The organism is Brevundimonas sp. UYEF29, assembly GCF_040546195.1.
Classification (GTDB): domain Bacteria; phylum Pseudomonadota; class Alphaproteobacteria; order Caulobacterales; family Caulobacteraceae; genus Brevundimonas; species Brevundimonas huaxiensis.
Window position 1 is genome coordinate 225,646 of record NZ_JBEPNH010000005.1, and the last position, 18,683, is coordinate 244,328.

17 protein-coding genes are annotated in these 18,683 nt (G+C 67.2%); 6 read left to right on the forward strand and 11 right to left on the reverse strand.

What is annotated here, in order from left to right:
- The first annotated feature begins 36 nt into the window (after positions 1-36).
- The 4 genes from ABIB58_RS10430 to ABIB58_RS10445 are packed head-to-tail and all read left to right on the forward strand — an operon-like array spanning position 37 to position 4,402.
- Entirely contained in the window at positions 37-852 is an 816-nt protein-coding gene (locus tag ABIB58_RS10430; protein ID WP_354040748.1) for a tetratricopeptide repeat protein, read from the forward strand.
- 26 nt (positions 853-878) lie between these two features.
- Positions 879-2,261 carry a PQQ-binding-like beta-propeller repeat protein gene (locus tag ABIB58_RS10435; protein WP_088582173.1) on the forward strand — a complete coding sequence of 461 codons (1,383 nt, stop codon included), beginning with the start codon at positions 879-881 and terminating at the stop codon, positions 2,259-2,261.
- A 31-nt stretch (positions 2,262-2,292) separates the two neighbouring features.
- Positions 2,293-3,912, forward strand: coding sequence for a ribosome biogenesis GTPase Der (gene der / locus ABIB58_RS10440; protein WP_055754955.1), 1,620 nt, complete (start codon positions 2,293-2,295; stop codon positions 3,910-3,912).
- Between the two features lie 4 nt (positions 3,913-3,916).
- Positions 3,917-4,402 carry an NUDIX hydrolase gene (locus ABIB58_RS10445; RefSeq protein WP_354040751.1) on the forward strand — a complete coding sequence of 162 codons (486 nt, stop codon included), beginning with the start codon at positions 3,917-3,919 and terminating at the stop codon, positions 4,400-4,402.
- Here the strand turns inward: ABIB58_RS10445 and ABIB58_RS10450 are convergent.
- The 4 genes from ABIB58_RS10450 to radA are packed head-to-tail and all read right to left on the reverse strand — an operon-like array spanning position 4,399 to position 8,740.
- The gene (locus ABIB58_RS10450) at positions 4,399-5,151 is read right to left on the reverse strand and encodes an SDR family NAD(P)-dependent oxidoreductase (RefSeq protein ID WP_045810558.1); all 753 of its coding nucleotides are present in this window, start codon (positions 5,149-5,151) and stop codon (positions 4,399-4,401) included. The two genes, ABIB58_RS10445 and ABIB58_RS10450, sit on opposite strands and share 4 nt — an antisense overlap.
- 58 nt (positions 5,152-5,209) lie before the next feature.
- Entirely contained in the window at positions 5,210-6,715 is a 1,506-nt protein-coding gene (gene purF / locus ABIB58_RS10455; RefSeq protein ID WP_336980057.1) for an amidophosphoribosyltransferase, read from the reverse strand.
- Between the two features lie 26 nt (positions 6,716-6,741).
- Positions 6,742-7,338 carry a CvpA family protein gene (locus ABIB58_RS10460; protein ID WP_354040754.1) on the reverse strand — a complete coding sequence of 199 codons (597 nt, stop codon included), beginning with the start codon at positions 7,336-7,338 and terminating at the stop codon, positions 6,742-6,744.
- A gap of 31 nt (positions 7,339-7,369) precedes the next feature.
- Positions 7,370-8,740 carry a DNA repair protein RadA gene (gene radA / locus ABIB58_RS10465; RefSeq protein ID WP_354040756.1) on the reverse strand — a complete coding sequence of 457 codons (1,371 nt, stop codon included), beginning with the start codon at positions 8,738-8,740 and terminating at the stop codon, positions 7,370-7,372.
- Positions 8,741-8,912: 172 nt separating this feature from the next.
- Between radA and ABIB58_RS10470 the strand changes: the two genes are divergently transcribed.
- Positions 8,913-9,542: a Yip1 family protein gene (locus ABIB58_RS10470; protein WP_354040758.1), complete on the forward strand. Its 630-nt coding sequence runs from the start codon at positions 8,913-8,915 to the stop codon at positions 9,540-9,542.
- Here the strand turns inward: ABIB58_RS10470 and alr are convergent.
- The 7 genes from alr to rpsF all read right to left on the reverse strand — a co-directional run bounded on the left by alr (position 9,536) and on the right by rpsF (position 16,829).
- Complete coding sequence (alr, locus tag ABIB58_RS10475; RefSeq protein WP_354040760.1) at positions 9,536-10,582, reverse strand: alanine racemase; 1,047 nt, start codon at positions 10,580-10,582, stop codon at positions 9,536-9,538. The two genes, ABIB58_RS10470 and alr, sit on opposite strands and share 7 nt — an antisense overlap.
- Before the next feature lie 38 nt (positions 10,583-10,620).
- On the reverse strand, positions 10,621-12,111 hold the full coding sequence (locus ABIB58_RS10480; RefSeq protein WP_039245217.1) for a replicative DNA helicase: 1,491 nt from the start codon (positions 12,109-12,111) through the stop codon (positions 10,621-10,623).
- 111 nt (positions 12,112-12,222) lie between these two features.
- On the reverse strand, positions 12,223-12,588 hold the full coding sequence (locus ABIB58_RS10485) for a hypothetical protein (RefSeq protein WP_354040762.1): 366 nt from the start codon (positions 12,586-12,588) through the stop codon (positions 12,223-12,225).
- 160 nt (positions 12,589-12,748) lie between these two features.
- Complete coding sequence (locus ABIB58_RS10490) at positions 12,749-15,172, reverse strand: TonB-dependent receptor plug domain-containing protein (protein ID WP_354040764.1); 2,424 nt, start codon at positions 15,170-15,172, stop codon at positions 12,749-12,751.
- 393 nt (positions 15,173-15,565) lie between these two features.
- On the reverse strand, positions 15,566-16,150 hold the full coding sequence (rplI, locus tag ABIB58_RS10495; protein WP_017506581.1) for a 50S ribosomal protein L9: 585 nt from the start codon (positions 16,148-16,150) through the stop codon (positions 15,566-15,568).
- 1 nt (position 16,151) lies between these two features.
- A complete protein-coding gene (rpsR, locus tag ABIB58_RS10500; protein WP_008259463.1) occupies positions 16,152-16,430 on the reverse strand; it encodes a 30S ribosomal protein S18 in 279 nt (92 codons plus the stop codon).
- A gap of 12 nt (positions 16,431-16,442) precedes the next feature.
- A complete protein-coding gene (gene rpsF, locus ABIB58_RS10505; protein ID WP_026108635.1) occupies positions 16,443-16,829 on the reverse strand; it encodes a 30S ribosomal protein S6 in 387 nt (128 codons plus the stop codon).
- A gap of 219 nt (positions 16,830-17,048) precedes the next feature.
- Between rpsF and ABIB58_RS10510 the strand changes: the two genes are divergently transcribed.
- Positions 17,049-18,641: a carboxyl transferase domain-containing protein gene (locus ABIB58_RS10510; RefSeq protein WP_354040767.1), complete on the forward strand. Its 1,593-nt coding sequence runs from the start codon at positions 17,049-17,051 to the stop codon at positions 18,639-18,641.
- The last annotated feature ends 42 nt before the right edge of the window (positions 18,642-18,683 follow it).

The window sequence follows — 18,683 nt, forward strand, 5'->3', positions numbered from 1 at the left end:
CCGGTTTGCATTTCGCGATTTTGGGGCGACGTTTCAGTGGTTGATGTCTTCGAGCAGGTCGAGGAGGAGCTTCGCTCCGACAAGTTGAAGCGCCTGGCCAAGACCTGGCTGCCCGTTTTCGGCGTGGTGCTGGTCGTCGCCCTGATCGGCGCCCTGGGCTGGTGGGGCTGGGACAGCCTGAACTCCAACAAGGCCGCCAAGGCCGCCGAGGCCTATGATCGCGGCATGGAGGCCCTGCGCGCCGACAAGCCGATGGACGCCCGCGCCGCCTTCGAGGAAGCGATCAAGGAAGGCAACGGCGCCTACAAGGTCCTGGCCCTGCAGCAGCAGGCCGGCCTGGCCGTCAGCGCCAACAAGTTCCCCGAAGCTGTCCGCCTCTTCGACGAAGCCGCCAAGGCGTCCAGCGATCCGATCCTGTCGGACCCGCCCGCCCTGAAGGCCGCCTTCCTGGTTATGGACACCGCGCCGCTGGCCGAGATCGAAAAGCGCCTGACGCCGCTGGCCGAAGACAAGCGCCCGCTCCACGCCTTCGCCCAGGAAGCCCTGGCCCTGGCGCGCCTGCAACACGGCAAGACCAAGGAAGCGCGTGAGGCCTTCGTGCTGCTGCAACTGGGTCAGGACGTGCCGGACTCGATCCGTCAGCGCGCCCAGATCGCCGTGGAATCCATCGACGCCGGCACCGCCGCCGCCATCAAGCCCATCATCGACGCCGCCGCCAAGGCGACCCCGCCGGCCGCCGGCGCTGCGAACGCGATGACGCCCTCGGCCGCTCAGGCTGCTCCGGCCCAAGCTGCCCCGGCTCAGGTCGGACCCGCTCAGGCGGCTCCCGCCGCCGCGCCGGCCGCCCAATAGTGACGACCCCTTACAGGACGCCCCCGATGAACCGAGTTCTGAAAGTCGCGCTGATCTGCGGCGTCGCCGCAACGATGGCGTCCTGCGGCACCGTACGCCGCAACCTGCCGTTCGGTCTGGGCGGCGGCAAGGAAGACGCCGGCGCGACCGCCTCGGCCGGCCAGCGCATCTCGGTGCTGGAGTTCGAACAGAGCCTGTCCCCGTCGGCCGCCCTGTCGGGCCGCGACTTCTTCCTGCCGGGTCCGCAGGCCGTGACGGCCTGGACCCAGCCGGGCGGCACGTCCGAGAACTTGGTCGAGCACGTCATCGCAGCGCCGAACTTCCAGATCGCCTGGAAGCGGGGCGTCGGCTCGGGATCGGCTCACGTCGGCAATGTCATGGCGCCGATCGTGGCCGCCGACGGCAAGATCTTCGTGCTGGACGGCGAATCGACCGTTTCGGCGGTTTCGGCCGACACCGGCGCGATCCTGTGGAAGGCCAACGTCAAGAACGCCGATCGTGACCGCAACGGCGGCTTCGGCGGCGGTGTCGCCGTGGGCGGCGGCAAGGTCTTCGTCTCGTCCGGCTATCGCTCGATGACGGCGCTCGACGCCAACACCGGCGCGGTGGTCTGGACCCAGCAGGTGGACGCCCCGATCCACGGCGCCCCGACCGTTTCGGGCAACCGGGTCTTCGTCGTGGACGTCGACAGCCAGCTGTTCGCCTTCGACGCCAACACCGGCGCCCAGGACTGGACCTATCGCGGCATCGCCGAGCCGGCGCGCGTCATGCGCGCCTCCAGCCCCGCCGTCAGCGGCACGACCGTCGTCGCCCCGTTCGCCTCGGGCCAGCTGGTCGCGCTGAGCGCCCTGAACGGCCAGGCGGTGTGGGAAGAGACCCTGTCGCGCACCAGCCGCACCAGCGCCCTGTCGGAAGTTCGCGATGTGGCGGGCCGTCCGGTCATCAGCCGCGGCATGGTCTATGGCGTCAGCCACTCGGGCGTGATGTCGGCGCTGGACCTGCGTTCGGGCCAGCCCAAGTGGCAACTGCCGGTGACGGGCGTGAATGCGCCCCTGCCGGTAGGCGACGCCGTCTTCGTGGTGTCCAAGTCCGGTCAGCTGATCACGGCCAACCGCGACACGGGCCAGATCTACTGGACGCGTGAACTGAACGAGGGCCGCGAGCGCCGCGAGGGCGGTTTCCTGACCTTCGGCCGTCGCACCATCCGCCCGCAATGGTCGGGACCGCTGCTGGCCTCCAACCGTCTGGTGATGGTCAATTCGTTCGGCGAGGCCGTCGCCTTCGATCCGAAGACCGGCGTGGCGCAGACGACGCTGAAGCTGGGCGCGCCGGCCTATATCGCGCCGGCCGCCTATAACGGCGCGCTGTATGTGCTGACCGACAACGGCCAACTGATCTGCATCCGCTGATTTTCAGCCCAAACTAAGCTAGAAGGCCGACATGGCTCTGAAGGTCGCCATCGTCGGCCGCCCCAATGTGGGCAAATCGACACTGTTCAACCGCCTCGTCGGCAAGCGCCTGGCGCTCGTCGACGATCGCCCCGGGGTGACCCGCGACCGGCGCTACGCCGACGGCAATATCGGCGACATGGATCTGACGCTGATCGACACGGCGGGATACGAGGACGTCACCGACGACAGCCTGGAAGCCCGGATGCGCGAGCAGACCGAGGCCGCGCTGGACGACGCCGAACTGGTCATGTTCATGATGGATGCGCGCGAGGGCGTGACGTCGCTGGACCGGATATTCGCCGAGCGCCTGCGCCGGGTGCACAAGCCGATCATCCTCTTGGCCAACAAGTCCGAGAGCCGCGAAAGCGGCGGCGGCGTCGGCGAGGCGCACGCCCTGGGCTTTGGCGAGCCCGTCGCCATCTCGGCCGAGCACGGCGAGGGAATGGCCGACCTGTATGCCGCCATCGTCGCGGCCTCGCAGGACATCTTCGTCGAGGAGATCGACGAGCCGGACAAGCCGATCCGCATCGCCGTCATCGGCCGTCCGAACGCCGGCAAGTCGACGTTGATCAACCGCCTGATCGGCGACGACCGGCTGCTGACCGGGCCGGAAGCGGGCATCACCCGCGATTCCATCTCGGTCGACTGGCAGTTCGAGGGCAAGAACATCCGCCTGGTCGATACGGCCGGGATGCGTCGCAAGGCGCGGGTGCAGGAGAAGCTGGAGAAGCTGTCGGTCGCCGACACCATCCGGGCCATCACCTTCGCCGAAGTCGTCATCCTGATGATGGACAAGGACGACGCCTTCGACACCCAGGACCTGCAGCTGGCCGATCTGGTCGAGCGCGAGGGCCGCGCCCTGGTCTATGTCGCGTCGAAGTGGGATCTGGAGGACGAGCCCCAATCCCGCATGGCCAAGCTGAAGGGCATGGCCGAGGACAAGCTGCCGCAACTGAAGGGGTCGCCCTTCGTGGCCCTGTCTTCGCACAGCGGGCGCGGCGTCGAGCGACTGATGCCGGCGGTGCTTCAGGCCTATGACACCTGGTCGGTCAAGGTGAAGACCAAGGACCTGAACACCTGGCTGTCCATGGCGACCCAGCGTCACCCGCCCCCCGCCGTGGACGGCAAGCGGATCAAGCCGAAATACATCGCCCAGACCAAGGCCCGCCCGCCGACCTTCGTGCTGATGGCCAACCGCGCCGAGTCGATGCCGGAGCATTACAAGCGCTATCTGGTCAACTCGATCCGCGAGAGCTTCGACCTGCCGGGCACGCCGATCCGTCTGAACGTCAAGTCCAGCGGCGTGAACCCCTATGCCGAGGGCGGCGCCAAGTCCGGGCCGGAACGCTACAAGGGCGACGCCAAGACCGCGCCGCGCCGCGTCAAGAAGGCCGAGAAGGAAGAGGCCCTGTCCAAACTGCCGGGCAAGGCGCTGGAGCAGAAGAAGACCCGCAAGGCCCAGCCCAAGATTCTGGGCGGGCTGAAGTCCAGCGCGTCGAAAAAGGCCGGTTCGTCCGTGGCGGTCCAGAAGGGCGCGCGCGGCGGCGCTCGCCAGGTCTCGCGCTCTGGCCGCATCCGCACGGGACAAAAGGGCGGCGCCAAGAAGTGACGGCGTGAGCGAGGCCGAGAGCACGCTTCCCGCCCGGCCCACCTCGCGTTGGCTGATCCTGGACGGGCAGGGTCGGGTGCTGCTGTTCCACTTCGTCTTTTCCGAAGGACCGCTCGCCGGCACGGCCTTCTGGGCGACGCCCGGCGGCGGGTGCGAGGCCGGCGAAACCTTTGAGGACGCCGCGCGCCGCGAACTGTTCGAAGAGACGGGCCTGGTCGTCGAAGACCCCGGCCCGCAGGTCGCCCAGGTCCGCGTCAGCTTCCGCCTGCCTGACGGTCGAATGGCGGATGTGGATCAGAGATTTTTTCTGCTGCGCACCGACGACTTTCTCCTGTCGCCCAAGGGCTGGACGGACGAGGAGCAGAGGGTTCTGACGCAACACCGCTGGTGGAGCCTCGACGACATCCGCCAATCCAATGAGACGATCTGGCCGGCTGAATTGGCGGAAATCCTGATTTCGCTCCGCCTGCCGCTGATCGGCGCTCGTTAGATCAAGGCGTCGACCGAGGGGCCGGCGGTCCAGTCGCGGAACTTGATCGTCAGCGGGGGCGTGGCGGCGGCGTTCGACAGTTCGACGACGAGCGGGCCGATCTCGGAGGGGTGGGGCAGGACGGACGGGTCTTCGCCCGGATAGGCCTGGGCGCGCATGGCGGTGCGCATGCGGCCGGGATCGACGATGCTGACGCGCACGGGCGTGCTCTCGATCTCGTCGGCCCAGGCCTTCACCAGAGCTTCGGCTCCGGCCTTGGTCGCGGCGTACATGCCCCAGAAGGCCTTGGGCGCGCTGGCGACGCTGGTGGTGAAGTGGATGGCGCGGCCGGCGTCGGAGGCGCGCAGCAGCGGCTCCAGCGAGCGGATCAGGCGATAGACCGCGGTGAAGTTGGTCTTTTCGACCTTGGCGAACTCGCGCGGGTCGGCGTGCGACACCGGCGTCAAGCCCGAGGGGCCCATGGTGGCGGCGCAGTGGACCCAGATGTCCAGCTTCTTGAACCGTTCAAAGATGGCGCCGCCCAGCCGGTCGATAGCCCCGCCGTCCACCAGATCGAAAGGGATCAGGGTGGCATGGCGGCCGGTGGCGGCGAAGATGGCGTCGTCCAGCTCTTCCAGACCGCCTTGGGTGCGCGCCGTCGCAATGACGTGGGCGCCGGCCTTGGCCAGGGCCAGGGCGCTCTCATAACCGATGCCGCGCGAGGCGCCGACGACGAGGGCGATACGGTCTTTCAGGGGAAGTTCGGACATGGCCGCTGATAGCGCGGCCTCGACCCTCAAGCCAAGGCCCGCGCGCTCAGGTTTCGCCCTAGGCGCTGACCAGCAAGGATAGCTGTTTGGCGCCGAACTCGCGCCCGCCTTCCTCGATCTCGCGATCCAGCAGGCGGGTGGGGTAGTCGCCGGTGAAGTAGTGGTCGGTGAACTGCGGGGCGGCGGCGTTGCGGCCGGTCTCGCCCATAGCTCGATACAGGCCGTCGATGGACAGGAAGCCGAGCGAATCGACCTCCAGCATGTCGCGCATTTCTTCCAGCGTCTTGTTGGCGGCAAGCAGCTGGGCGCGCTCGGGCATGTCGATGCCGTAGAAGTCGGGGAACAGGATCTGCGGGCTGGCCGAGCGCAGGTGGACCTCGGTGGCGCCGGCGGCGCGCACGGCGCGAACCAGCTTCAGCGAGGTGGTGCCGCGCACGATCGAATCGTCGATCAGCACGACGCGCTTGCCGGCCAGTGCCGATTTGTTGGGGCTGTGCTTCATGCGCACGCCCTTTTGACGGGCGCCCTGACTGGGCTGGATGAAGGTGCGGCCCAGGTAGTGACTGCGGATGATGCCCATTTCGTAGGGGATGCCGCTTTCCTGAGCGTAGCCGAGCGCGGCGGGTACGCCGGAATCGGGCACCGGCACGACGATGTCGGCCTCGACGCCCAATTCGCGGGCGAGGCCGCGCCCCATTTCCTTGCGGACCTCATAGACGGAGCGGCCGTTCACGACCGAATCCGGGCGCGAGAAATAGACGTATTCGAACAGGCAGGGACGCGCCGCGCGGGCGGGGAAGGGCTTGATCGAGCGCAGGCCGCTGTCGTCGATGACGACGATCTCGCCGTGTTCGACATCGCGTACGAAGGTGGCGCCCATCATGTCCAGGGCGCAGGTCTCGGAGGCCAGAACCCAACCGTCGCCCAACTGGCCCAGGACCAGCGGGCGGATGCCCAGCGGGTCGCGGGCGCCGATCATCTTGGTGCGCGTCTGTGCGACCAGGGCGTAGCCGCCCTCGATCCGGGCCAGGGCGTCGGTGAAGCGATCGACGATCTTGGCTTTGCGGCTGCGCGCGATCAGGTGGAGGATGACTTCGGAATCCGAGGTCGATTGGAAGATGGCGCCCTCGCTGACCAGCTGGGCGTGCAGGAATTTGAAGTTGGTCAGGTTGCCGTTGTGGGCGATGGCGATGCCGCCCTGGTCCAGATCGGCGAACATCGGCTGGATGTTGCGCAGGAAGCTGCCGCCGGCGGTGGAGTAGCGGGTGTGGCCCACGGCCGCGCGGCCGGGCATCCGGGTCATCAGGTCGGCGCCGCCGAAGGCCTCGCCCACCAGGCCTTGGTGGCGTTCGGTGTAGAAGCGCTCGTCCTTGACGCTGGCGATGCCGCAGGCTTCTTGGCCGCGGTGCTGAAGGGCGTGAAGACCCAGGGCGACGACGGAAGAGCCTTCGTCCTCGTCCGCGCCCCAGACGCCGCAGACGCCGCATTCCAGACGGAGTTGGTCATCCTCCGGCTCGCGCCAGTGCTCGCGGTGAACGACGGGATCGGCGATATGGTGGCGCATCGTGGGGCTCCGATGACCGGGGGAACTTAACGGGCGGCTTCGCGCGGCGAGTTAGGCTCTGATTGCGTCGGGGGCAAGGCTTCGTCGTCCGAAAAGCCCCGGCGTACGGACGAATCCACGACGGGCGTGATGGCGTCGGCGCCGCGCCCGATGCTGGGCAGGACGATCTGGATCATCCGCGCGCCCATGGCGCTGACCGGATAGAGGGCCGCCTTTGCGAGCCACAGCGGGGTGCGCTCGCCCGGCAGGGCTGCGACGATGACCAGATGCACTGCGCCGATCAGGACCAGCGCACGCACGCCGCCGATGAACAGGCCGAAGATGCGGTCGATAACGCCGAGATGCGGATGGTCCTTGGCGCTCTTGGACATCATCGAGCCGACCAGGCGCAGGCCGAAATAGACGACGAAGAAGGTCAGGACGGCGGCCAGGATCGACCCGGCCCATGCGGGATCGACGAAGGCGCGCGCGACGCCGGCGGTCCAGGGCAGGGCGATCAGGGCGACCAGGGCCGCCAGGGTCGCGCTGAGCAGGGTGATGACCTCGCGCACCCCGCCGCGCACCCAGCCGGCGGCGACGGAAAACAGGATAACCACGATGGCGAAGACGTCGTATCCGGTCACGCGTGCGGGATCCTGCGGTTGCTACCGGGGTCTAATAGCGGTTCTGCGAGATTCGTTCGACCACATCCGTCAGGCGCGTAACGGACGTCACCTTCACCCCCTTGGTCTTGGCGGTCAAAGTCGGGCCGAGCACCTGGTCGAAGCCCAGTTTTTGCGCTTCGCGCAGGCGGGCCTCGGCGCGGCCGACGCTGCGGACCTCGCCCGAAAGGCCGATTTCGCCAAAGACGACGCAGCCCTGGGGCAGGGACACGCCGGTCGCCGAACTGATCAGGGCCGCCGCCGCCGCGAGGTCGGCCGCCGGTTCATTGATGCGAAAGCCCCCGGCGACGTTCAGATAGACGTCCTGATCGCCGAAGCCGAAGCCGCAGCGGGCCTCCAGCACGGCCAGCACCATGGCCAGACGTCCCGTCTCCCAGCCGATCACGGCGCGACGCGGGGTGCCGTAGGCGGATTTGGACACCAGGGCCTGCATCTCGACCAGCACGGGCCGCGAGCCCTCGATCCCGGCGAAGACGGCGGCGCCCGGCGCGCGCTCCTTGCCCTCGCCGAGGAAAAGGGCGGAGGGGTTGGCGACCTCGCGCAGGCCGGCGTCGCCCATTTCGAACACGCCGATCTCGTCTGTGGCGCCGAAGCGGTTCTTGCCGGCGCGCAGAATGCGGAACGGATAGCCGCGCTCGCCCTCGAAGGTCATGACCGCATCGACCAGATGTTCGACGACGCGGGGGCCGGCGACCTGGCCGTCCTTGGTGACGTGGCCGACCAGAACGATGGCGGGGCCGTCGCTCTTGGCCAGACGCACCAGTTCGCCCGCGCAGGCCCGGACCTGGGTGATCGAACCGGGGCCGCTGTCATGCACGTCGGACCAGAGGGTCTGAACCGAATCGATGATGACGATGTCGAACTTCTCGCGCTTCAGCGTGCCCAGGATGTCGCGCAACGCCGTCGCCGCCGCCAGATTGACCGGGGCGTCGGCCAAGCCCATCCGTTTGGCGCGGGCGCGGATCTGCTCGACGGCTTCCTCGCCCGAGATATAGGCCACGCGCGATCCGCGAAGCGCCGCCTTGGCCGCGACCTCCAGCAGCAGGGTCGACTTGCCGACGCCCGGATCGCCGCTGAGCAGGATGGCCGAGCCGGGAACAACGCCGCCGCCGCAGACGCGGTCGAACTCAGCCACGCCCGTCGTGATGCGCGGCGGCTCTGGCGTGTCGGACTGAAGCGTTTCGAACTGAATGCCGCGTGTGCGCGCCGAAGCCGCCGCCGACGGCTTGATCGCACCCGGCGGAGCCGAGCGGCTCTCTTCGCTCAAGGTGTTCCACTGGCCGCAGGAGCCGCACTGGCCCGACCACTTGCTGTGGACCGAACCGCAGGACTGACAGACATAGAGGGCGGAATCGCGAGCCATGGGCTTCCTTAGCAGATCGAACGATCGCGCCGGACATGGCGTCGGCTCACGACAGTTTCGGTCGCAGGCGCAACCTTTGCCATATTAAGGGATTGAGAATGTGTCGCACACCCTTGCTTCTTGAAGCGACGCAACGTCAACATCCGCCCATCTTCTCTCGCCGAGGCCTGTCATGACCGATCCGACGACCCAATCCCAACCCGCTGTCGATCCGGCCCTGGTCGCGCGGGTCAAGGGCATACTGCTGCAACCCAAGACCGAATGGCTGAAGATCGACGGCGAGTTCGCCACGACCAAGAGCCTGTTCACCCGCTATGCGATGATCCTGGCCGCGATCAGCCCGGTCGCCACCCTGATCGGCAGCGTGGTGTTCAACCATGCCTCGATCGCCAGCGCCCTTGTGCTGGCGATCGTGTCCTATGGCCTGTCGCTGGCCAGCGTCTACATTCTTGGCCTGATCATCAACGCCCTGGCCTCCAGCTTCGGCAGCACGCCCAATCCGGTCCAGGCGATGAAGTTGGCGGTCTATGCCTCGACCGCTTCTTGGGTCGCGGGCGTGTTCAACCTGATACCGCTGCTGGGCTGGCTGTCGATCATCGGCGGCATCTACAGCCTGGTCTTGCTGTTCCTGGGCCTGCCGATCCTGATGAAGGTCCCCGAAGACAAGAAGGTCGTCTATTTCATCGTCATCCTCATCGCCGGCATCGTGCTGGCCATGATCATAGCCGCCATCCTCAGCGCCATCGCCGTAACCTTCGTCGTTTCGACCGGCGGTCTGGCGGCGTTGGGCGCCGGCTACTGAGAATAGACGCGCGGCACGCGGGGGGTGATCGAAGTCAGCAGCTCGTAGCTGATGGTCCCCGCCGCGGCTGCGGCGTCGTCCAACAGGCGGTTCGGGCCGAACAGTTCAACCGGATCGCCGACCGCGACATCCAGGCCGGTGATGTCGACCGCGCAGACATCCATCGAGACCCGACCCAGCAGCGGGCGGGTCTCGTTGGCGATCCAGACCGCGCCCTTGGGCGAATAGGATCGCAGCAATCCATCCGCATAGCCGGCCGCCACGGTGGCGACCTTGATCGGGCGTTCGGCGACATAGCCGCGCGAATAGCCGACGCTCTCGCCGGCGGGCACGTCGCGGACCTGAAGCACCTCGGCCGTCAGGGTCGCCACGGCTGCGATCCGGGGATCGGGCCGCCCCTCCGGTCCGCCGCCGTAAAGACAGATGCCCGGGCGCACGGTGTCGAAGGCGAAGTCCGGGCCCAGGAAACAGCCGCTGGAGTTGGCGAACGACCGGATCACGGCCGGATAGCGATCCAGCACGCCCGCGAAGGCGTCGCGCTGACGCCGGTTCATCGGATTGGCCGGTTCGTCGGCGCAGGCGAGGTGGGTCAGGACCAGGGCCAGGCCGTCGAAGGCCTCGGGCGCGTCCTCGGGCCGAATGCCCAACCGGTTCATGCCGGTGTCGATCTGCAGGCCGCAGGTCCCGCCGCCCGCCGCCCTCCAGGCCTGGATCTGCGCCGGATGGTTCAGCACAGGCCGCAGGTCCGACGCCTTCAGCATCGCCGCATCGTCGCCGTGACAGCCGTCGAGCACATAGATCACCGGACCGTCGGCGCCCAAGGCCGCGCGCAGTCGCACGCCCTCCGCCGCTCGCGCCACGAAGAAGGTCCGCGCCCCCTCGGCCATCAGCCGCGCCGCCACGGCCTGCGCGCCCATTCCATAGCCGTCCGCCTTGACCACCGGATGCACCGGCTGGCCGCTGACGGCCTCCAGCGTGTGATAGTTGCGCGCCAGGGCGTTCAGATCGACGGAGAGGACGGCGGGGGTCGATGCGGTCATGGCGTCCTTATGCGCCAACGCCGCGCCGATGGAAGAGGCTACTCGTAGCTGACCTCTTCATAGCCGTGCGCCAGGTTGCCGAAGCGGACGGTGTCGGCGTCGAAGGCCAGTTTGACGATGCCGATGGGGCCGTGGCGCTGCTTGCCGATGACGACCTCGGCCTGGCCTTGCAGGCGGTCCATGTCCTGCTGCCATTGCAGGTGTTCTTCGGTCCCCTCGCGCGGCTCTGCGCGGCCCAAGTAGTAGCTCTCGCGATAGACGAACATCACGCAGTCGGCGTCCTGCTCGATCGAGCCGGATTCGCGCAGATCGGACAGTTGCGGGCGTTTGTCGTCGCGCTGTTCCACCTGACGCGACAGCTGCGACAGGGCGATGATCGGCACCGAAAGCTCCTTGGCCAGGGCCTTCAGTCCGCCGGTGATTTCGGACACCTCCTGCACGCGGTTCTTCTGGCCGCCGCTATTGCCGGTCGTGACCAGCTGCAGATAGTCGACGATAATCAGGTCCAGCCCATGCTCCATGCGCTTCAGGCGGCGCGCGCGGGCCGCCAGCTTGGAGATGGACAGGCCGCCGGTGGCGTCGATGTAGAGGGGGCTTTCGCCGATCTCGACCGCCGCGTCGCGCAGCTTGCCGAAGTCCGCGGCGTCGATCTCGCCCTTGCGCAGCTTGTCCGACGAGACGCCAGACGCATCGGCGAGGATACGCATCGCCAGCTGTTCGGCGCTCATTTCCAGCGAATAGAAGGCGACAACGCCGCCGTTGACCGTCTTGCGGCCCTCCGGCGTCGGCTCCCACTGATAGGCGCGCGCCACGTTGAAGGCTATGTTGGTCGCCAGCGCCGTCTTGCCCATCGACGGACGGCCGGCGAGGATCAACAGGTCGGAGGGGTGCAGCCCCCCTAGCTTGCGGTCCAGATCGTTCAGGCCGGTGGCGAGGCCGGCCAGCTTGCCCTCGCGCTGATACGCTTCGGCCGCCATCTGAACGGCGCCGGACAAGGCGTTGGAGAAGCTGACGAAACCCGAAGAAGGCTTGCCCGTCTCGGCCAGCGAATACAGGGTCTGTTCGGCCTGTTCGATCTGCTCGTCGGCGGGCGTCTCCGGATTGGGCGCCTCCTTGATCATATCGCCGCCGATGCGGATCAGATCGCGGCGCAGCGCCAGATCATAGACGACGCGGGCGTAGTCGGGGGCGTTGGCGGCGGGCGGCGCGCGGTCCACCAGATCGGCGAGATAGCGCAGGCCGCCGAACTCCTGGAACGCCGGGTCTTGCTTGAACCGCTCCATCAGAATGGTGGGCTCGGCCAGCAAGCCTTGGCGGATATGGTCCTCGATCGCGTCAAACAGCCGCTGGTGGAAGGGTTCGTAGAAGTGCGAGCCGCGCAGCCGGTCGTTCAACCGCTCGAACACGGCGTTGTCGAACATCAGCGACCCCAGCAGCGCCTGCTCGGCCTCCAGATTGTGCGGCATCGAACTGACGCCGCCGGAGTCCAGCGGAGACGACGAGAAGGGCATGGGGGCGAAGGCGTTCATCGATTAACGCTTTAGCCCTCTCACGCCCCTGCGTCAGACGCGGACGCCGCCTGGACCGTGGACAGATCGCGCCGCCTTGGGGACGAACCGAAATTCCTCAATCGGCGCGGGTCAGGCGCACGGATAGTCGTGCGCCATCCATTCGCGGAAGGCTTGGGTCACGCTGATATTGCGACGGCTCTGCGGAATGGCGTTGAAACGGCTCAGGATGGCGTTGGGTGAGACGCTAACCTTGTCGGGCATGCAGGTCGCGGGCTGACGGCCGGCCGCCTTGGCCTGGGTCTGTTCCGCGCGCACGGTGCGAACGGCGGTTCGGAACTCGGCCATCAGGCGACGGGTGTCCGAGCGCAGCAGGGCGGTGGGATTCTGAGGAATGGCGTTGGCGGTGGTCAGGAATTCCTGAACCGTCATGGCGTTGGCCGCGCCGGCGAAAAGCGACAGCGCAAAGACGCCGGCTGCGATCGATCTGGTCTTCATCTGGTCCCCTCCAAAGCCCCCTCTGGTAGGGCGCAGATTGAACGCCGATATGTGTCGCAACTGGGGCGAAGCGGAACGGTCAAGCTGAAGGTTTGGTAATGCAAACAAGGAAAAGGGCGCTCCGCAGAGCGCCCTTGCCCGGCTGGCGTTCAGCCGAACCTCACCATTTCAGGCTGAGCCGCGCATAGCCGTAGCGGCCGTTGAAACCGAAGGGCGAATAGTAGGGGAAGCCCAGAACGCCGTTGGAGTTCAGCGACGCCGGGACGAAGTCCGGATATTCGTCGAACACATTATCCACGCCGATCGCCACGCCCACGCGTTCGGTCAGTTGGAACCGGCCTTCCAGATCCACGACCGTCTTGGCCCCGGTGCTGTAGTCGTTCGCCGCCGTCGATCCGGGTTGCAGCACGTCGCCATAGTAGGTGGCGCGAACCGTGGCGCCCCACTTGTCCCGGCTCCAGTCCGCCGACGCCGAGACCTTTGTATCGGGCGTGCCGTCTTCAATGGTCAGGATGCGCTGGCGGGCGAACAGGGTCGGCACCGGGTTTAGCACCGAGGAAGACGTCGGCACGCGGTTGACCGACACATCGTTGAAGTTGGCCGCGACGGTGAATTCGAAATCGCCGAGCGTATCGGTCGGCAGGCGATACCGTCCGACGATGTCCACGCCTTCGGTCGAGGTCGAGACCCCGTTCAGGAAGAAGCGCGCGGCCTGAACGCCTTGCGGATCCAGCAGGCCGGCGACCTGGCCCGAGAACGTCCGGTTGATCAGTTCGGACAGAACGATCTGATCGTCGATGTCGATCTTGTAGGCGTCCACTGTCAGATCGAAACGGCCTAGTCGCACCACGGCCCCCAGCGAATAGTTGGTGGAGGTCTCGGCCTTCAGCGGCCGCGCGCCAAGGGCCGCTGCGACGGTGCTGGTGGCCGGGAAGGTGCCGGTTTCGACCACGGCGCCGTTCTGGATCACCGAGGCGGTGGAGGTGAAATACGACTGCTGCAACGACGGCGCGCGGAAGGCGGTCGAGACTGAACCCCGCAGGGCGAAGCTGGGGGTGAAGTCATAGCGGGCCGACAGCTTGCCCGTCTGGGTGTCGCCGAAGTCGGAATAGTCCTCGAACCGCACGGCGCCCTCGACGCGCAGCTTGTCGGTCAGGGGGATTTCAACGTCGGCGTAGGCGGCGAAGTTGTCGCGATCGACATCGACGGCGTTCGAGGGCTGGAAGCCGACGAAGCCCTGGGCGCCGCCGGTCAGGGCGGTGTTGGCGCCCAGGGGGCCGCGGTTGTAGCTCTCGGGCTGACCGGCCTCGATCTTGTAGTTTTCCCAGCGCTGCTCCAGGCCCCAGGCGAAGTTCAGCGGGCCGCCGGACAGACCGACCTCGAACTCACGGCTGAAGTCGGCGCCCAGCACCAGTTGGTCATAGATCAGGCTGCCGGAATCGAAGCTGGTCGGCGAAGCCGCGCCGTAGGTGGAGTTCAGCGAATCCTCGGTGCGGAAGTCCAGGGCGTTGCGGCCGTAGGTCAGGCTGATGTCCGTATTCCAGCCCGCCAATTCGCCGCGCAGGCCGCCCGCCAGCGAGGCGTCCTTCGAGTTGATGGCCACCTTCGGCAGGAAGCCGTTCGGGTAGATGGAGGCGACATTGTTGACGTTGTCGGACAGGCGAGGGAAGGCGGCGCCTTCGCTGTCGCGGTCCTGATAACCGGCCCAGCCATAGGCCTCCCAACCATTGCCCAAACCCTTGCCGGCGTTGGCGAAAACGGTCCATTGCTCCACATCCGGATCGCCGAAGCGGGCGGTGATCGCGCCGTTGGCCGCCGCGCGGGGATCATAGTCCGAACGGTTGGTCGACTCGCGGTTCAGATACTCCGCCGACAGGGTCAGAAAGCCGTCGTCGCCCAGCGAGAACCCCTGCCAGGCCGAGGCCGTGACGGTGCCGCCATCGTTTTCGTCACGTTCGCCGCGCGCGGTCTTCACCGTCGTGAAATACTGGCCGTAGGTCACGCTGGCGCCGCCGCCGCTGGAGGCCTCCTTCAGGCGCAGGTTGACCACGCCGGCGATGGCGTCGGAGCCATATTGCGCCGAGGCGCCGTCGCGCAGCACCTCCACCCGGTCCAGAGCGCCGGTCGGAATGGTGTTCAGATCGACGGCGGCCGAGCCTCGCCCCACCACGCCGTTGACGTTGACCAGGGCCGACGCATGGCGACGCGTGCCGTTGACCAGCACCAGCGTCTGATCCGGCGACAGGCCGCGCAGGGTGATTGGGCGGATCGAGTCCGAGCCATCGTTGGCGGACGGCCGCTGGAAGGTCAGCGAGGGCACGGCCTGGGCCAGGGCGGTGGCGAACTCGGTCGTGCCGCGCGTCTGCAACGCCTCGGACGTCACGACATCGACGGGGGCCAAGGTGTCGAGGCGCGACCGGTTCTGGACCCGCGTGCCGGTCACAACGATGTCGTCCACCTGCGCCGCCTCACCCGCGACGGGTTCAGCTGTTTGGGCAAAGGCCGGGGCGGCGCTCAGCAGGGCGAAGGTCGAGACGGTGGCGAGCAGGGCCGGTGCGGCGGCCCGTTGATGAAGAGTGCGCATGAGAGATTTCCTAAAGTCTGCTTTTGGCGCGAGCGCGCATCGCCGTCGCTTACCGCGACGGGCTTTTTATGTTCGACGTGGATTGGGTATGGCGGGCGGTCTCAGCCGCAACATCGCGCGATGGCGGGCGGGGTCGCCGTAGAACGGGGGGTGATCTTCATGGCCTCTCCAACCGCAAGGTCGGGGAGGTCCCGGCGGTCATGGCCATATCAGGGCGAAGGTGCGGCGGGTCAATCGACGCCGGCGGCCATGTTTTCTGCCTTGGACCTATAGAAAATCTACGGATTGATCAGCCGTGCGGTTAGCAACCATCTGTCGCGCAGCAAAAAGGGCGCGTCCCTTGCGAGACGCGCCCTTGATGTCTTTTGCGATCCGGCCAGAAGCCGGATCAGATCAGGCTTCGTCGCCGAAGCCTTCTTGTTGACCGGCGCCGCCTTCGATCAGTTCCTGGGCCGATTGCTCGGCGGCCTGGCGCTCATCGTCGAACTGGCTGCGGATCACATCCTCGCCCTTGGCTTGGCGCTCGGCCTCGTCCATCGAGCGGGCGATGTTGATCTTGACCGTGGCGCGGACCTCGGCGTGCAGGCGAACCGGCACTTCGTGGACGCCCAGGCTCTTGATCGCCGTGTTCAGGACGACCTGCGAGCGCTCGACCTTGCCGCCTTCGGCCTGGATGGCCTCGGCGACGTCGCGACCGGCGACCGAACCGTACAGGTGACCGGTTTCACCGGCCTGACGGATCATGACGTAGGTCTGGCCGTCGATCTTGTCGGCGACCTTCTGAGCGTCGGCCTTGTTCTTCTCGTTGCGCTGCTCGATGGCGGCGCGGTCGAGTTCGAACGCCTTCAGGTTGGCGGCGGTGGCCCGGCGGGCCTTATCGCGCGGCAGAAGGAAGTTGCGAGCGAAGCCGTCCTTGACAGTGACGACGTCGCCGATGGCGCCGAGGTTATCGACGCGTTCCAGCAGAACGACCTTCATCTCACTTCACCACGTAAGGCAGGAGGGCCAGATAGCGAGCGCGCTTGATGGCCTTGGCCAGTTCACGCTGCTTCTTCTGGGAGACGGCGGTGATGCGCGAAGGCACGATCTTGCCGCGTTCGGAGACGTAACGCTGCAGCAGCTTGACGTCCTTATAGTCGATCTTCGGCGCATTGGCGCCCGAGAACGGGCAGACCTTGCGGCGACGATAGAAGGGGCGGCGGCCGGCGGCGCCGGAGCCCGCCGGTGCGCCCGGGGTCGGGGCGGTGGTATCGGTCATGTTCCGGGTTCCTTATTCGGCGTCGGCGGCGGCGTCGTCGCGCGGGGTGCGCTCGCGCTCACGCTCGCGTTCACGCTCGCGGCGGGCCAGCAGCGGCGACAGTTCCAGGTCGAGTTCCTCGACGCGGACGGTCAGCCAGCGCAGCACGTCTTCGTTGATCGACAGCTGACGCTCGACTTCGGCCATGGCGGCCGGAGGGGCGTCGACGGCCAGCAGCGAATAGTGAGCCTTGCGGTTCTTCTTCACGCGGTAGGTCAGGTTGCGCAGACCCCAGTATTCGATCTTGGCGACCGAGCCGCCACCGGCGACGATCAGATCCTTGATGGTGTCATTCAGCGCTTCGGCCTGTTGCGCCGAGATATCCTGGCGCGTCATGACCGTGTGCTCGTAAAGAGCCATGCGGTAGTCTCCCTTGTGGGCGTCGGCGCGGAAACGACCGGGTAAGTCGGTCTCCACGATGGCTCCTGGCGCGGCGGCCGGACCGAACGTCCAACCCTTTGGTGCTCCGCGACAGGACCGAAGCCCTGGAAAGCGGGCGCGTATAGGGGAAAAGGGGCGAGGAGGCAAGGATGGCGGCAGACGCTTGTGGCGCCCCGCGACCCCGCCTAAACCAGCCCCATGCCGAAGCTGACGTCCGCGGTCGATCCGCAAAGCCAAAAGTACAAGTCCCTGCACGCGCACAACAGCGCCCTGGTCGCCGAGTTGCGCGACCATGTGGCCAAGGCCGCGCGCGGCGGGTCCGACAAGTCGCGCGAGCGCCACGTTGCTCGCGGCAAGCTGTTGCCGCGCGACCGGGTCGAGCGCCTGCTGGACCCCGGCTCGCCCTTCCTGGAGATCGGGCAGCTGGCCGCGCACGACATGTATGACGGCGAGGCCCCGGCGGCGGGCGTCATCGCCGGCATCGGTCGGGTGTCGGGCCGCGAGGTCATGATCGTCTGCAACGACCCGACGGTGAAGGGCGGCGCCTATTTCCCCATGACGGTGAAGAAGCACCTGCGCGCCCAGGAGATCGCCGAGCAGAACCGCCTGCCGTGCGTCTATCTGGTCGACAGCGGCGGGGCCAATCTGCCGCACCAGGCCGAGGTGTTTCCCGACCGCGACCATTTCGGCCGCATCTTTTTCAACCAGGCCCGGATGAGCGCCAAGGGCATCGCCCAGATCGCCTGCGTCATGGGCCTGTCCACCGCCGGCGGGGCCTATGTGCCGGCCATGTCGGACGAGACGATCATCGTCAGGAACCAGGGGGCCATCTTCCTGGCCGGCCCGCCGCTGGTGAAGGCCGCAACCGGCGAGGTCATCTCGGCTGAGGAACTGGGCGGGGCCGAGACCCACGGCCGCCGCTCGGGCGTGGTCGATCATGTGGCCGAGAACGATGAGCATGCGCTGGAAATCGTGCGCTCCATCGTCGCCAATCTGAACACGACCAAGGCCGTCGAGATGGATGTGCGCGAACCGCGCGCGCCGGCCTTCGACGCAGAGGAACTGTACGGCCTGATCCCCGACGACGTGCGCGCGCCCTATGATGTGCGCGAGGTCATCGCCCGACTAGTGGACGGGTCGGAGTTCGACGAGTTCAAGAGCCTATACGGCTCGACCCTGGTGTGCGGGTTCGCGCGCATCTGGGGCTATCCGGTCGCCATCCTGGCCAACAACGGCGTCATCTTTTCCGAGAGCGCCCAGAAGGGGGCGCACTTCATCGAACTGGCCTGCAAGCGCAAGATTCCGCTGCTGTTCCTTCAGAACATCTCGGGCTTCATGGTCGGCGGCAAATATGAGGCGGGCGGCATCGCCAAGGACGGCGCCAAGCTGGTCACGGCCGTGGCCTCGGCCGAGGTGCCCAAGTTCACCGTCCTGATCGGCGGCAGTTTCGGGGCGGGGAACTACGGCATGTGCGGCCGGGCCTATTCGCCGCGCTTTCTGTTCACTTGGCCCAACAGCCGTATCGGGGTCATGGGCGGCGAGCAGGCCGCCAGCGTGCTGGCCACCGTGCACCGCGACGCCGAGACCTGGAGCGCGGACGACGCCGAGGCCTTCAAGGCGCCGATCCGCCAGAAGTATGACGACGAGGGCAATCCCTATTACGCCACCGCCCGCCTGTGGGACGACGGCGTCATCGACCCGGCCCAGACCCGCGATGTGCTGGGCCTGGCCATCAGCGCCAGCCTGAACGCCCCGATCCCCGAGACGACCTTCGGCCTGTTCCGGATGTAACCTATTGGTCCGCGCCTCGTTGTGAGCGGACACGCAGTTTGG

What these genes read in the sequence shown, in the direction of transcription:
- ABIB58_RS10435 (WP_088582173.1), top strand. Translation starts at nt 879, where the DNA reads ATGAACCGAGTTCTGAAAGTCGCGCTGATCTGCGGCGTCGCCGCAACG.
- der (WP_055754955.1), top strand. Translation starts at nt 2,293, where the DNA reads ATGGCTCTGAAGGTCGCCATCGTCGGCCGCCCCAATGTGGGCAAATCG.
- ABIB58_RS10450 (WP_045810558.1), bottom strand. Translation starts at nt 5,151, where the DNA reads ATGTCCGAACTTCCCCTGAAAGACCGTATCGCCCTCGTCGTCGGCGCC.
- purF (WP_336980057.1), bottom strand. Translation starts at nt 6,715, where the DNA reads ATGCGCCACCATATCGCCGATCCCGTCGTTCACCGCGAGCACTGGCGC.
- radA (WP_354040756.1), bottom strand. Translation starts at nt 8,740, where the DNA reads ATGGCTCGCGATTCCGCCCTCTATGTCTGTCAGTCCTGCGGTTCGGTC.
- ABIB58_RS10470 (WP_354040758.1), top strand. Translation starts at nt 8,913, where the DNA reads ATGACCGATCCGACGACCCAATCCCAACCCGCTGTCGATCCGGCCCTG.
- alr (WP_354040760.1), bottom strand. Translation starts at nt 10,582, where the DNA reads ATGACCGCATCGACCCCCGCCGTCCTCTCCGTCGATCTGAACGCCCTG.
- ABIB58_RS10480 (WP_039245217.1), bottom strand. Translation starts at nt 12,111, where the DNA reads ATGAACGCCTTCGCCCCCATGCCCTTCTCGTCGTCTCCGCTGGACTCC.
- ABIB58_RS10485 (WP_354040762.1), bottom strand. Translation starts at nt 12,588, where the DNA reads ATGAAGACCAGATCGATCGCAGCCGGCGTCTTTGCGCTGTCGCTTTTC.
- ABIB58_RS10490 (WP_354040764.1), bottom strand. Translation starts at nt 15,172, where the DNA reads ATGCGCACTCTTCATCAACGGGCCGCCGCACCGGCCCTGCTCGCCACC.
- rplI (WP_017506581.1), bottom strand. Translation starts at nt 16,150, where the DNA reads ATGAAGGTCGTTCTGCTGGAACGCGTCGATAACCTCGGCGCCATCGGC.
- rpsR (WP_008259463.1), bottom strand. Translation starts at nt 16,430, where the DNA reads ATGACCGATACCACCGCCCCGACCCCGGGCGCACCGGCGGGCTCCGGC.
- rpsF (WP_026108635.1), bottom strand. Translation starts at nt 16,829, where the DNA reads ATGGCTCTTTACGAGCACACGGTCATGACGCGCCAGGATATCTCGGCG.
- ABIB58_RS10510 (WP_354040767.1), top strand. Translation starts at nt 17,049, where the DNA reads ATGCCGAAGCTGACGTCCGCGGTCGATCCGCAAAGCCAAAAGTACAAG.